Source organism: Pseudoalteromonas sp. PAB 2.2, from assembly GCF_001938575.1.
Classification (GTDB): Bacteria; Pseudomonadota; Gammaproteobacteria; order Enterobacterales; family Alteromonadaceae; genus Pseudoalteromonas; species Pseudoalteromonas lipolytica.
The window spans coordinates 1-13,463 of record NZ_LYPI01000016.1 but is presented as its reverse complement, the minus strand read 5'-3'; the positions used below and the strand labels follow the sequence as shown (position 1 = coordinate 13,463).

The following is a 13,463-nucleotide window of genomic DNA, read 5'->3' as shown; positions in this document are numbered from 1 at the left end:
TTAAGGAACCTCTGTGTTTGAAAGTAAATTGCCGAATTTAGGCACCAGTATTTTTAGTCAAATGACTGCTTTAGCGAATCAGCATCAAGCACTTAATTTATCTCAGGGCTTTCCTGAATTTGACGCCCCTGATTTACTAAAAAAACAGTTAAATAATTATGTACTTGAAGGGGTTAATCAATATGCTCCGTCAAGTGGTATTGTGCGTTTACAGCAGCAAATAGCAGCACTGATTGCGAGAAAATACCATAACAATATAGATTATGAGCAGCAAGTCACGGTGACATCGGGTGCAACCGAAGCATTATTTGTGGCAATTCAAGCGCTGGTAAGAGACGGTGATGAAGTGGTGGTGTTCGACCCTGCCTATGATTCGTACCAGCCCGCGATTGAATTAGCAGGGGGACGCAGTGTACATGTTGCCTTACATGCGCCTGATTATCGGATTGATTGGCACGCGGTTGCAGAGGTCATGAGCGAAAAAACGCGCGCTATTATTATCAATACACCACACAACCCGAGTGGCAAAATACTTAAAGCTGACGACATTGCAGCACTGAAAGCCTTAGTTAAAGCACACGACTTATACGTGATAAGCGATGAAGTGTATGAACACATCACCTTTGATGGTGCTGCACATGTTAGTGCACTCACGGATACAGAATTATTTGAACGCAGCTTTGTTATTTCAAGCTTTGGGAAAACGTTCCACAGCACAGGCTGGAAAATGGGCTACTGTGTTGCCCCCGCTGAGCTGATGATAGAGTTTCGTAAGATTCATCAATACGTGACATTTTCAAGTTTTACCCCAGCACAACATGCTTTAGCAGATATGTTAGAACTGGAGCCTGAACATGTTGATGGGCTAGCGGATTTTTATCAACATAAGCGTGATTTGCTCAGTAACGCGTTACAAGATAGCCGTTTTACCCTTTTGCCCAGTGAAGGCACATATTTTTTATTGCTTGATTACAGTGATGTGTCAGACCTAAATGATGTGGAGTTTTGTCATTGGTTGGTAGAGCAAGCTGGCGTTGCAGCAGTACCGCTTAGTGTATTTTACAACAGCCCAAGTAATGATAAGGTCATACGAGTATGTTTTGCAAAAAATGATGACACGCTGTTGCGTGCCGCGGAGATTTTATGTCAGCTTTAACGCTTGCCCTTGTACAATCCTCACTTTATTGGCTAGATAAACAGGCAAATCTTGCGCATTTTTCTGAGCTGCTTGACGATTTAACTGAGCCGGCTGATTTAATCGTGTTACCCGAAACATTTGCGACAGGGTTTGCCATCAATCTTGACTGTAGTGAGCCTGAGCAAGGTGACGTTGTTAACTGGTTAAAAGCCACTGCAAAACAAAAAAATGCAGTCATCGCTGGGTCGGTATTAGTGTCTCACGGTGATAAGAAAGCAAATCGTTTCTACTGGGTGTGGCCAAATGGTGAGGTAAAGTTTTACGACAAGCGTCACTTATTTTGTTTAGGGAACGAAGGCCGCTATGTTGAGGCGGGTAAGCAGCGTGAAATTTTCAATATCAAAGGCTTTCGCATTTTACCGCAGGTGTGTTACGACCTACGCTTCCCTGTTTTTCAACGTAACTGCAATGACTATGACCTCATGGTGAATGTTGCAAACTGGCCTGCGGCACGTCGCCATGTTTGGGATACCTTATTAAAAGCGCGCGCAATGGAAAATGTCTGTTATGTGGTCGGTGTCAACCGTATTGGGCCAGATGGCAATGAGGTTGATCATAATGGCGGCACTGCAGTATACGATTTTAAAGGGGATACATTAGCAGCGCTCGATGATAACCAATCGGGTATCATAATTCAGCGCCTTGATATATCCGCATTAGAGGATTTTCGGCGTGCTTTTCCTGCGCATTTAGACGCGGATCAATTTCAGTTGTTCTAAGCCGCATCGCTAAAAATTTGTTAAACTCATGGTTGGTTTATTAACTACAAGCAATCATGAGTCGCAAAATTACCCCTGTTATTCTTGCTGGTGGCATAGGTTCACGCCTATGGCCGTTATCACGCAAGGCCATGCCTAAGCAATTTTTACCTTTGCTAAGTGATGAATCGCTACTGCAAAGCACCTTAAAGCGGGTAACTGGTTCGCAATTTAATGCACCGATATTAGTGTGTAATGAAGCGCATCGATTTATTGCCAAATCACAGGCATTAGACGTATCTAAAAATGTGACTCTTTTACTTGAACCTGAGGGCAAAAATACCGCGCCAGCTATTGCGTTAGCGGCTGAATATGCGCAGAAAAATGGTTTACTAGGCCCGTTATTGGTAATGCCTGCAGATCATTATATCTGTGACTTTGAAAAGCTACTTGCGCGATTAGATGATGCCGTAGCCTTGGCAGAGGCTCAGCAACTCGTTACGTTTGCAATTACCCCAACGGAGCCGCATACAGGGTATGGTTATATTCGCCAAGGCCCACCACTGCACCGTGATGGCTGTTACAAAGTCGCTGAATTTAAGGAAAAGCCAGTGCTTAAACTTGCTGAGCAATACATTGCCAGTGGTGAGTTTAGCTGGAATAGCGGTATGTTTTTATTTTTCGCTGATGTGTACTTATCTGAGTTAAAACGGTTTGCGCCAAAAATAGCCAGTAGTATCGCACAAGCAGCCTATTTTACTGAAGATCTCGGTTTTTTGAGACCCAACGCAGACATACTGAAAACATGCCCAAGTGACTCAATTGATTACGCTATTCTTGAGCGAAGTGAAAATGTCGCTATGCTTCCGGTTGATTTAACGTGGAGTGATGTGGGCAGCTTCTCAGCCCTTTCAAAAATTGCTAACAAAGATCAATTTGGTAATTATTTGGGCTCGCAGGGAGTGAGTATTGATAGTGAAAATAATTTGCTGATTAGTGAAGCTGATCACACGATTGCAGCTTTGGGAATTCGCAATAAGGCGATTATACATACCCACGATGCCACCCTCGTCGCAGATAAAAAAGCCCTTGATAAGTTGCCTGAATTACTTAAACAACTCGCGCAACGAGACAACGATAAATTGACGCACCATCAAGCCGTATTCAGACCTTGGGGCAATTACCGCACTTTGGTTGAGAGTGTTGGGTTTAAGGTTAAGAAAATTATTGTTAATTGTGGTGCGAAACTCTCAACTCAGCGTCATCATCACCGTGCCGAGCATTGGGTTGTGGTCTCGGGCATTGCCAGTGTACATGTGGGAGATGATAAGTTTGAACTCGGTGCCGACCAGTCTTGTTATATTGCCGCCCAGCAAATTCATAGCCTGGCCAATTGTCATGATGAGCCCCTCATTGTCATTGAAGTACAAACCGGGGCGATACTTGATGAAAGTGATATCGAACGGTTTGAAGATGAATATGGGAGAGAGTAATTGTTAAGCCTCAGAGGTCAGTCGTTAGTCGAATGAGCGGATGATTTAATTCTCGGCGTAATGAAACAAAAAGAGTATTACCATCCGTAAGGGCAGATTTACTTTGTTAATCTAAACTCATTAACCTAGCTCACTTCTCACATGGTTTAAGTACGCTTGCAAGCTTTCTTGCCAAAGTACTAGGGCATCGGTGAGTGATTCTTTTAAGGGCTTATTATCGAGTAACTTACGCTCGATCTTTTTCAGCTCTAAGCCGTAACGATTAAAGCCGAGCTGTAAGGCGGTACTTGCTTGGCGATGCAGTAGTTTAATACATTGATCTTTATCATCTTCAACAAGTTGTTGGCTTCGTATCAGTTTATTCCGCGCCGAGAGAACAAACTCATTATAAATAGAAGACACTTCATCTTCATTAAATGAGCTAATGAGTGCAGCAGCTGCTGTTTCGTCATATAAGGTGTCACGCAGCTCGACGGCAATGCTGGCAGCTTGATTTGTTTGCGAGTCGCTCAATGCTTGGCGCAGTTTTTGTTGTTTAATTGGCTTACCGACAATATCTTTAATCCCCAACGCTAAGTATTCTTTTATTTCATCGGGGCTTAGACTCGCAGTGAAAGCAAGTACTGGCGTGCGTTGATTTAAATGGTCGATATTTTTTAGTTTTTTTAATACTTCTTGACCTGTCAGGTCGGGTAAATTCATATCCAGTAGTACCACATCAAAATGATGTTTTTGCATCAGCTCAATTGCGCTGTTACCGTCTTTTGCGAGTTTTATTTTATGCTCGTCATCGGCCATAAATTCAATGGCAATTTTTTGATTTAAGTCGAGATCTTCCACTAACAAAACATCTAAGCCGGTCACATAATCTTTCGATTGATGACGTTGCTCAACAAGACTAAGTTCACCAATTGTGAGTGTGATATCAAAACTAAAAACACTGCCTTTGTTAAGCTCACTACTTATGTTGAGCTTACTACCGAGCTTTTCGAGAAGGCGACTTGTAATAGCAAGGCCAAGGCCTGTGCCACCTTTTTCTTTTCCTGCACTGCTTTGAACATAAGGTTCGGTTAGGTAAATGATTTCTTCATCTTCGATACCTGGGCCTGAATCAATCACACTGATCCGAACGACATGGTCTAGCTGCCCTTCATTGAGCAGTTTGACGTGGATTTTTACAGAGCCTTTATCAGTGAATTTAATTGCATTGCCAACAAGGTTAATAATTACTTGTCTAAGCTTTTGCTGGTCACAATAGTAACAAGCCTGTTCGGGTAAATCGTAAATCAGCTCAAATTTCAGGTGCTTTTGTTCTGCAAGCGGACTGAGTAATAAGCATAAGTTGTTTAACCATGTTTTAAATTCGACATCTTCTTCGTAGAGGGCTTCATCGCGCTGATCTAGGCTTGCATAGTCGAGCACTTTGTCGACCAGTAAGTTCAGTGACTCTGCTGAATTAATAATGGCTTCACAGTATGGTTTATCTCGCGGGTCGCTCGACTGATTCATGATCAGTTGAGCGCTTCCCAGTATGCCATTGAGGGGAGTGCGAATTTCATGACTAATGGTTGATAAGAATAAGCCGCGAATTTCAAGATCTTTATGTGCTTTTTCAGTAAGCTGGTTGAGGTGTTGCTCGCGGCGTTCATTACACAAAATTGCCATGCCTGTGGCATAAAACATCGGTGCAATCACCCCATTAATGAATAGGGTGATACTAAACCAATTTTCGGAAAGTAAATTAGCGGTGCTGACATCGCCCATCATCAGTGTTCTGCCTGTAAATATGGCAAGAATAATGGTTAATATTAAGATATAAACAATGCTGCCATTCGGGTAACTTTTGCGGCCATTGCGAATGAATAAGGCAAGTAGAAACAAGGCCTCAATAATGTGTTGTAAATCAGATACTAAAATCCGGTTTCTAAGCTCAGCATTGTCTGTCGCTAAATAGATCATGCTCAGTGCTAATACCCCGGTTATCCCTATAAATGCTCTAAACCCTATACACTTGGCATTTAAGAACTGACAAATAGCGAGTACATGAATAATAGAAGCACTGAATAATAAGGCGTTTGCAATGGTGATACTTGCAATATCATTGATATGACCGAGAAGTGCAAAACTCAGCACCGAAGTGAACATCACTAAAGGATAGAAAATATAGAGCAAGGTGCCCGGAATGCTTTTATTTGCTCGCCATGTCAAATAGTTAAGGAGTGTCATTACCGCCATCATGGCTGCACTTGTGTAGTATAAGGTGACTGAATCGAGCATGGCTTTTCCGAGGATTACGAACATCTTCGAGCATAAAGTCTATTTGGGTGTTTAGCAACTAGAAACAAAAACAGACGCATTGTGCGTCTGTTTTTTTAAAGAAGAGAGTTTAGCGTATTTCGTCTGGGATATTTTGTTGTGCCCACGATAAAAGCTCGATGCGATTTCGGCATTTCGTTTTTCTGAATGCACTATAAAGGTGCGTTTTAACAGTGTGTGGGCTGATACTTAAATCTTCAGCAATCTCTTTATTTTTCGAACCTTTGCTCATCAATGAGATGATGGCTTTTTCGCGTTTAGTTAGCTTAACAGGCTCGATATTACCGTCAGTTAGTTTGTGCAGGGCATCTTTATTAAATTGCAGCATGCGGTTTAAAGCATTGCACATTATTTCGCGGCGGTACCACAATTGATCTTCAAGCAATAAACGAATGCCTTTCATCAATACATCAGCGTTATCAGTCGTGTAAAAAACACCACGAATACCACTTAATAGTGCACGGTTAGCAATCTCTGGGTTTTCGTCAAGATTGAATAGTACAATATCGCACTTAATGCGTAGGTTAACTAGTTGTTCTTTTAATTTACCCCAGGCATCTGTGCTCGATGTTTCGATGAATAATAAGCGTGTACCTTCTGGCACTTCAGATATATCAGTCCCAGATGTAACAGTTAGACCTTGTGTTTTTAACAACGGCTCCAATACGTTAACACCAATCGTGTTAATTGGTTCTGGATCTAATAATAAAAAAGCTGAACTACTCATATTTATACACTCTTGAATAAAGTTGACTGATTCATCCTACCACGCAATCCACCCCTTTCGTATTAGAAATTTCTGAGTCTTATGCAGGAAAAGTACAGTTTGTGTCTATTTTGTTTCAAAAAATACAGTTAGTTAACGTAACTCAATATGTTAACTAACTGATATATATTCATAATAATCAATAATAGTATATTAGTTCGACTTTTTACAATTTTTTACATAGCAAAGTGCTAGATATTTTGTTTTTTCTTGTCCTGATAAGGAGGCCAACCCATTTCTTTACCAGCTAACATATGTAGATGTATATGGTACACGGTTTGACCGCCATGATCATTACAGTTCATAACCACACGAAAGCCGTCGTCACTAAAACCAAACTGCTTTGCAAGTTTTGCGGCTACGACATAAAGATGACCTACCAAAGGAGCATGTTCTTCACTGATATCATTTATGGTCGCAATGGGTGTTTTAGGAATGATCAAAACATGAAAGGGGGCTTGTGGGTTAATGTCTTTAAAGGCAAGTGACTGCTCATCTTCATAGATGATATCCGCAGGGATCTCACGATTAATAATTTTTGTAAAAATAGTCTCTTGGCTCATATTTACCTCTTTTAAAATTGGCTTAATTACCCGCTCACTAATGACAAACTTTATTTGCAGTGTCAAACTGAAACTGTCGCAAATGAACAACCAAGGAGTGATCATGCGTAAGTTAGTATTACTAAGCAGTGCGTTAATGCTATTCAATAGTATCAGTAGTTTAGCTGAGACAATCCACCTTCCTGAGGAATTTGTCCCTTTGCAAGTAGGTGACCGTCTTATTGAACAATCATTTTTTAGTCGTGTTGACGATGTTGAGCTTGCTCCTGGAACATATCAGTTAAAACTGAAGTACACAGATCTTTACGAACAAGGCTACGATGATCATCAAGTCGTTGAATCCGAACCATTTTGGGTTGAAGTGACGGTTGAACAAGGCAAAAACTATGATTTAGTGTTTAATCGTGCGAGTAATGCCGTTGCTGCTGAAGTGTTTGCTGAGTCACCGCAAGTGAGCCTAAAAGCCAAAGGCAGTGAACTGGCTATGCCTTTATCAATTGTGAATTACCGAGCGGCTTCGGCTCCTGTGCAGGCGGTTGCGGCGGCTCCCGTTGTTGCTGCAAAGAACAAACCGGCGACCGCGGCACCAGTCACCCTGCCTGCAAACGTGTCTGGTGGTCAGGCTGGATTGAAAAAAATGCCAAATGCAGCAGCCATGTTGGAATTTTGGTGGCAACAAGCTAGCCCAGAAGAGCGCCGAGCGTTTTTACAAAAAGTAAGTCAATAGTATTGAGAGTTAAAAAAGGCGCTGATATTCAGCGCCTTTTTACATTTAGAAGCGTCTTATTTTGAAAATAAGTCGTCAACGGTACCTTGTGCTAGCGGGTGATAACCCGGACGTGCTTTTAAGTACACATCGTGCGCCCAGTCTCTTTTGCCGTTTTTAATCAGTGCTTTATAAAGTGGCACTATTAATTTACGGCGGCCAATACCAGACAAGTGCTTGTCCAAAGCAGGGTAAATAGGCTGATAGCCATTGCCTACAGCCAGCATAAACCATGCAAATGCACGCTCAGCATTGGTTGATTGAGTTAAGTTGAATTGTTTATCAAGCTCAGTCATTTTCTCAATGCTTAAATCGCGAGGGAGGTTATTGAGGAAATGTAACCACTCATGCACTGTCCATTCAGCAGTCGGCAATTCTGCTGCATCGATCTCATTGTTTAACCATGTTTTTGTCACTGTATCGACTTTATCAAATGCATCAGATGTTGGGTTAGGAGCATCAGTTGGTAACCCTGGCTCAAAAATCCACTCGTTTACTTTATCCATGCTTACTACGCCTGGATACTTGTCGATAAGGTTTGCTTTTATGTAAGTAACAAATTGGGCTGTCGTGAGTGACTTAAATGCAAACTCGTCGAAATAACCTTTTACAAATGGGTCAAATTTATCGCGACCAAATTTATTCTCTAGGTAAATAAGAAACAGCTGCCCTTTAGTATAAGGCACTGAGCTGAATGCATCGTCAGGATCACGACCATTAAGCTTTAAGTTTAGGCGCGTGTCTGGAGCAGGAAGTGTTTTAAGTAAAGCACGTAGACCTGCTGCATCTAAAGCTTGCTCCATGATTGCGCGGTCACGACCAAAAACTTCTTCCATGATGCGGTTTTCAACATAAGAGGTAAAGCCTTCGTTTAACCATAAATCTTCCCATGTTGCGTTCGTCACTAAGTTACCCGACCATGAGTGTGCGAGTTCGTGAGCGATTAGGTTAACTAAGCTCTTATCGCCTGCAACAACGGTGGGGGTGATAAACGATAAACGTGGGTTCTCCATACCGCCAAATGGGAAGCTAGGTGGAAGCATTAATAAGTCATAACGCCCCCAAGCATATTCACCGTACATGGCGTTAGTTTTGTCGATCATTGCTTGTGTGTCGTTGAACTCAGCAACCGACGCATCTAAAATTGTTGGCTCAGCAAAAATACCTGTCTGCTTAGACATGGCTTTAAATTCTAAGTTACCAGCCCCTATCGCGATTAAGTATGGCGAAATAGGTTGTGGCATATCGAATAAGTAATCACCATCTTTGTACAACGCATCTTTATTGTCTGCACTCATGACTGCGCGAATATCTTTAGGTGTATGAATACGCGCAGAATACGTAACACGCATTGCCGGTGTGTCTTGCACAGGGATCCAACTACGCGCATGAATAGCTTGTGATTGGCTGTACATGAATGGGTGTGATTTACTGGCTGTCTGCTCAGGCGTTAACCATTGTAATCCCGAGGCTTCTGGGCGGCTATTGTAGTAAATACGAGCTTTAACCGCTTGGCTTTTAAATTTAATTGTTAATTTTGAGCCCTTTACGTCATCGCGTGCCGCAAGCGTGAAGTCGGCTTTGTGCCAGCCGCCTTTTTTATCTTGATACATAACTTTGTCGATATCTAAATCGCGAGTATCAAGTACCAGAGTTTTGCTGCTAGCATTGTGCCAATCTAGCGTATGCTCAACAAACCCTTCTAGTTGCTTGTCATCAAAATCAACATCTAAATCTAGTAATAGGTGAGTGGTTGTTACGTCATCTAAGTTTGCATAGGTGTGCTGGCTAATTGCGTCAGCAGTTGCTTGAGAGCATGCGCCTGCCATAGCAAGACTTAAAAATAATGGTTTAAACTTCATAATAACCTTGGAACACAAATGAAAAAAGAACCCGTTTTATAACATGATTAATACAGTGGGTTGAGTGATTTTTACAATCTGATGCGTATTTTGCGATGATAGGTTACACTAATGCGATTAGTTACCGGTAACCTTTGAGGCGTTTTGTGGCTCAGTCCCTGCAACCTTTTCATACCTTTTCATTGCCAAGCCATTGTCAGCATTTCCATCAAATAGATGACGTAGAGCAGCTCGTAAATACCGATTTCTCTGCACCGTTTTGTATTTTAGGCGAGGGTAGTAATACGGTATTTTTAACCGACTACCAAGGGACGGTAATCTATATGGCCACTAAAGGGATTGAAATTGAAGAGCTAAACGATCATTTCCTTTTACATGTTGCTGCAGGTGAAAATTGGCATCAATTAGTGAGTATGACGATTGCCAACGATATGCCTGGGCTTGAAAACTTAGCGCTGATCCCCGGTACGGTAGGTGCAGCCCCGGTGCAAAATATTGGTGCTTATGGTGTCGAGCTTGAAAAGTTTATTAGCTATGTAGAGTACTTCGATATTGCATCTGCGAGTATTAACCGTTTAAGCAAAGAACAGTGTCTGTTTGGCTACCGTGATTCGATATTCAAACATGCACTTAAAAATAAAGCAGTGATCACGAAAGTCGGGCTAACCTTACCCAAACAATGGCAGCCAATATTACATTATGGGCCACTGCAACAGCTACATAACCCGACTGCGCAACAGGTGTTTGAGCAGATTATTGCGACTCGAAATAGTAAGTTACCTAACCCAAGTGAACTTGCTAATGCAGGTAGCTTTTTTAAAAACCCTGTGATTAGCAATGAGCAACTCGCTGACTTATTAAAAAAATACCCAGATATGCCCCATTATTTTGTCGACGCACATCACCACAAAGTAGCTGCAGGTTGGTTAATTGAACAGGCTGGCTTAAAAGGTCACCGTATTGCGGGCGTTGAAGTACATCAGCAGCAAGCTTTGGTGTTAGTTAATCATGGCAACAGCACCGGCGATGACCTGATTGCCATGGTGAATTATGTGCAACAACACGTGTGGCAAAAATACCACATTGCTTTGCAACATGAAGTGCGCTTAATGAATGCCGATCACGAATGTCATATTCACTTGGAGTCACAAATATGAAGGCGCCAGATGGAAATAAACTCGCAATTTTAAATGCGCTCAATTCAGGTGGTTTTATTTCGGGTCAGCAATTAGGTGAGCAGCTAGGAATTAGCAGGGCCGCAGTTGGAAAACATATTCACTCGTTACAAGAAATGGGATTGGATATTTTTAAAGTGACAGGGAAAGGCTACCGCCTGAATAATAGTGCGGGGCTTTTGCATAGAAGTAAAATTAATGACTATTATACTGAGCTCGGTGGAAACACCGCATGCGTTGAAGTGCAGTCAATTATTGATTCGACCAATAGCGAGTTAATGCGCCGTATTCAGAGTGACACCCCATTAGACTCTGGCACTGTACTCGTTGCAGAAATGCAGCAAGCAGGACGAGGCAGACGAGGTCGGGTTTGGCAATCGCCATTTGGTGCAAACTTATATTTTAGCTACTTTTGGCGTCTAGACGATGGCTTACAAGCTGCAATGGGTGTGTCGATTGCTGTTGGACTTGCGGTATACGATACCTTAAAGGCACTTTATCAACTGGATGTGGAGTTAAAGTGGCCAAACGACATTTATTTAGACGGAAAAAAACTAGCGGGTGTGTTGGTTGAGCTTGATGGTCAACCTCAAGGACCATGTCAGTTGGTTATCGGCATAGGTATAAACGTGCATATGCCAGACAGTGTCAGCCAGCATATTGATCAAGCATGGACAGACTTGAGCCAACATGTAGAAGGCCTTGAGAAAAATAAACTCGTGGCGTATCTGTGCTTTTACCTTGAGCAACGTTTGGCGCAATACCGTCAAACAGGTTTAAATGACATGTATAAACAATGGAATCAGTTAAACGCATTTGCAGGTCAATGTGTGGAGCTGAATACAGGCCATCGAAGTTGGCGCGGTATATGTGAGGGGATTGATCACCAAGGCGGCGTTCGCATTCGCCAAGATGGTGAGGTTAAAAGTTATTACGGTGGTGAAATATCACTGCGTAAGGCTGAACTATGAGATTATTGGTCGATGTGGGTAATACGGCAATTAAGGCCGTACTTTTTGATAATGAGCGTTATCAAGCATGTGAGCTCAATAACATTCCATGGTCGCATGTTACAGACATGGTTTATGCGTGTGTGGGGAGCACAGAGCGACTTATGCCACTATTTGCGCAGGCACAACAACATGCAATTCCTTATTTCGAAGCTAAAGTAACTGCTGAGCTTGCAACATTAACCTGTGCTTATAAGCAGTATCAAAATTTGGGGATCGATCGCTGGCTTACTGTCATCGCTGCATACACTGAATACCCAGAGAAAGATTGTGTTATTGTTGATGCGGGGACAGCGACCACAATAGATGTATTGAATAAAGAGGGTCAGCACTTAGGTGGTTGGATTGTGCCTGGGCTCGATTTAATGACCCGCTCATTAACGCAAAATACTCAGCGCGTTTTTGACGATGAGCACACCCCTTTTGCCACCGATTTAGGGTGTAATACACCTAATGGTTTAAAAAATGGCGCGCTCGTTGCGACAATGGGGGCAATTGAGCAAGCTATTCAGCATGTTGATCAGCAAAATTGTTGTTTATTATTTGCCGGTGGCTATGGAAAATTACTTGCTGATCTATTTTCTGGCAGTCAATTTGATAGTGTCTTGGTTTTTAAAGGACTGAATTATTGGCGTGAATTAACAATAAAACAGTAAAAAACCGTGGATTTGCCTGAATTGTGAGCGTTTAACACATAAATTCACACTTTTTTTAATTTTATTGTTGCATCCCAATAAACCTTACCTTAGAATCTCGCCCCGTACTAAAGCAGTGCCGACTTAGCTCAGTTGGTAGAGCAACTGACTTGTAATCAGTAGGTCATCCGTTCAACTCGGATAGTCGGCACCACTTTCCTTTTACCGGAAGTGACTTAGTAAAGAATTTTCGTGGAGGGGTTCCCGAGCGGCCAAAGGGATCAGACTGTAAATCTGACGGCTCAGCCTTCGCTGGTTCGAATCCAGCTCCCTCCACCACTTTATTCTTGACGGTTAGAGGTAGTTTAAGAACAGTTTCCTATGCGGGCATCGTATAATGGCTATTACCTCAGCCTTCCAAGCTGATGATGCGGGTTCGATTCCCGCTGCCCGCTCCAGACTCTGGTGTTGCTGATATAGCTCAGTTGGTAGAGCGCACCCTTGGTAAGGGTGAGGTCGGCAGTTCAAATCTGCCTATCAGCACCAGTATCGAGAACTTATCTTATTATCTCCCTTTATCTGTCAGAAAAAACTATTTGAAATTTGAAAAAATTAAATTAATCTACCCTCGGTGGATTATTTTCATATGTAATCTAGATACACAAAACTGATAGGTTCCGTCATGGCAAAAGAAAAGTTTGAACGCGTAAAACCGCACGTAAACGTTGGTACAATCGGCCACGTTGACCACGGTAAAACTACCCTAACTGCAGCAATCACTAACGTACTTGCAAAAGTATACGGTGGTACAGCTAAAGACTTCGCATCAATCGATAACGCTCCAGAAGAGCGTGAGCGTGGTATCACAATCTCAACTTCACACGTTGAGTACGATACACCAACTCGTCACTACGCACACGTAGACTGTCCAGGACACGCCGATTATGTTAAAAACATGATCACTGGTGCTGCTCAAATGGA

12 protein-coding genes and 4 tRNA genes are annotated in these 13,463 nt (G+C 42.3%); 12 read left to right on the top strand and 4 right to left on the bottom strand.

Annotated features, from left to right (window positions below; translation table 11 throughout):
• Positions 1-13 precede the first annotated feature (13 nt).
• From BWD47_RS14725 to BWD47_RS14715, 3 genes are read left to right on the top strand one after another with little or no spacing between them, the layout of a single operon-like run.
• Positions 14-1,156: a methionine aminotransferase gene (locus BWD47_RS14725; protein WP_075594206.1), complete on the top strand. Its 1,143-nt coding sequence runs from the start codon at positions 14-16 to the stop codon at positions 1,154-1,156.
• On the top strand, positions 1,144-1,917 hold the full coding sequence (locus BWD47_RS14720; RefSeq protein WP_075594205.1) for an amidohydrolase: 774 nt from the start codon (positions 1,144-1,146) through the stop codon (positions 1,915-1,917). The genes BWD47_RS14725 and BWD47_RS14720 overlap by 13 nt, the downstream gene beginning before the upstream one ends.
• A 56-nt stretch (positions 1,918-1,973) precedes the next feature.
• Positions 1,974-3,389 (top strand): mannose-1-phosphate guanylyltransferase/mannose-6-phosphate isomerase, encoded by a 1,416-nt coding sequence (locus tag BWD47_RS14715; protein WP_178387092.1) that lies wholly within the window; start codon positions 1,974-1,976, stop codon positions 3,387-3,389.
• Positions 3,390-3,509: 120 nt separating this feature from the next.
• Here the strand turns inward: BWD47_RS14715 and BWD47_RS14710 are convergent, their stop codons facing one another.
• The 3 genes from BWD47_RS14710 to BWD47_RS14700 all read right to left on the bottom strand — a co-directional run bounded on the left by BWD47_RS14710 (position 3,510) and on the right by BWD47_RS14700 (position 7,034).
• Positions 3,510-5,666 (bottom strand): ATP-binding protein, encoded by a 2,157-nt coding sequence (locus tag BWD47_RS14710; protein WP_075594203.1) that lies wholly within the window; start codon positions 5,664-5,666, stop codon positions 3,510-3,512.
• Between the two features lie 109 nt (positions 5,667-5,775).
• Positions 5,776-6,432: a response regulator transcription factor gene (locus tag BWD47_RS14705; RefSeq protein ID WP_036973496.1), complete on the bottom strand. Its 657-nt coding sequence runs from the start codon at positions 6,430-6,432 to the stop codon at positions 5,776-5,778.
• Positions 6,433-6,662: 230 nt separating this feature from the next.
• Positions 6,663-7,034: a histidine triad nucleotide-binding protein gene (locus tag BWD47_RS14700; RefSeq protein ID WP_065979446.1), complete on the bottom strand. Its 372-nt coding sequence runs from the start codon at positions 7,032-7,034 to the stop codon at positions 6,663-6,665.
• A 103-nt stretch (positions 7,035-7,137) separates the two neighbouring features.
• Between BWD47_RS14700 and BWD47_RS14695 the strand changes: the two genes are divergently transcribed.
• Positions 7,138-7,761: a DUF2057 domain-containing protein gene (locus BWD47_RS14695; protein ID WP_075594202.1), complete on the top strand. Its 624-nt coding sequence runs from the start codon at positions 7,138-7,140 to the stop codon at positions 7,759-7,761.
• A gap of 56 nt (positions 7,762-7,817) precedes the next feature.
• Here BWD47_RS14695 and BWD47_RS14690 read toward each other — a convergent pair whose 3' ends face one another.
• The gene (locus BWD47_RS14690; protein WP_036973488.1) at positions 7,818-9,662 is read right to left on the bottom strand and encodes a M1 family metallopeptidase; all 1,845 of its coding nucleotides are present in this window, start codon (positions 9,660-9,662) and stop codon (positions 7,818-7,820) included.
• A gap of 146 nt (positions 9,663-9,808) precedes the next feature.
• Between BWD47_RS14690 and murB the strand changes: the two genes are divergently transcribed.
• The 8 genes from murB to BWD47_RS14650 all read left to right on the top strand — a co-directional run.
• Entirely contained in the window at positions 9,809-10,819 is a 1,011-nt protein-coding gene (murB, locus tag BWD47_RS14685) for a UDP-N-acetylmuramate dehydrogenase (protein WP_075594201.1), read from the top strand.
• Positions 10,816-11,808 (top strand): bifunctional biotin--[acetyl-CoA-carboxylase] ligase/biotin operon repressor BirA, encoded by a 993-nt coding sequence (gene birA / locus BWD47_RS14680; RefSeq protein ID WP_075594200.1) that lies wholly within the window; start codon positions 10,816-10,818, stop codon positions 11,806-11,808. The genes murB and birA overlap by 4 nt, the downstream gene beginning before the upstream one ends.
• Positions 11,805-12,503, top strand: coding sequence for a type III pantothenate kinase (locus tag BWD47_RS14675; RefSeq protein ID WP_075594199.1), 699 nt, complete (start codon positions 11,805-11,807; stop codon positions 12,501-12,503). The genes birA and BWD47_RS14675 overlap by 4 nt, the downstream gene beginning before the upstream one ends.
• A gap of 117 nt (positions 12,504-12,620) precedes the next feature.
• Positions 12,621-12,696, top strand: a tRNA-Thr gene (locus BWD47_RS14670).
• A gap of 40 nt (positions 12,697-12,736) precedes the next feature.
• Positions 12,737-12,821 (top strand) — tRNA-Tyr (locus BWD47_RS14665).
• 44 nt (positions 12,822-12,865) lie between these two features.
• Positions 12,866-12,940, top strand: a tRNA-Gly gene (locus BWD47_RS14660).
• Between the two features lie 12 nt (positions 12,941-12,952).
• Positions 12,953-13,028 (top strand) — tRNA-Thr (locus tag BWD47_RS14655).
• A gap of 136 nt (positions 13,029-13,164) precedes the next feature.
• Positions 13,165-13,463, top strand: a 299-nt coding sequence (locus tag BWD47_RS14650; RefSeq protein WP_230236577.1) for a GTP-binding protein, incomplete at its 3' end; no start/stop codon positions are given.

Coding starts and splice junctions, on each gene's coding strand:
- BWD47_RS14700 (WP_065979446.1), bottom strand. CDS start 7,034: ATGAGCCAAGAGACTATTTTTACAAAAATTATTAATCGTGAGATCCCT.
- BWD47_RS14690 (WP_036973488.1), bottom strand. CDS start 9,662: ATGAAGTTTAAACCATTATTTTTAAGTCTTGCTATGGCAGGCGCATGC.
- BWD47_RS14675 (WP_075594199.1), top strand. CDS start 11,805: ATGAGATTATTGGTCGATGTGGGTAATACGGCAATTAAGGCCGTACTT.
- BWD47_RS14695 (WP_075594202.1), top strand. CDS start 7,138: ATGCGTAAGTTAGTATTACTAAGCAGTGCGTTAATGCTATTCAATAGT.
- BWD47_RS14720 (WP_075594205.1), top strand. CDS start 1,144: ATGTCAGCTTTAACGCTTGCCCTTGTACAATCCTCACTTTATTGGCTA.
- BWD47_RS14710 (WP_075594203.1), bottom strand. CDS start 5,666: ATGCTCGATTCAGTCACCTTATACTACACAAGTGCAGCCATGATGGCG.
- birA (WP_075594200.1), top strand. CDS start 10,816: ATGAAGGCGCCAGATGGAAATAAACTCGCAATTTTAAATGCGCTCAAT.
- BWD47_RS14715 (WP_178387092.1), top strand. CDS start 1,974: ATGAGTCGCAAAATTACCCCTGTTATTCTTGCTGGTGGCATAGGTTCA.
- BWD47_RS14705 (WP_036973496.1), bottom strand. CDS start 6,432: ATGAGTAGTTCAGCTTTTTTATTATTAGATCCAGAACCAATTAACACG.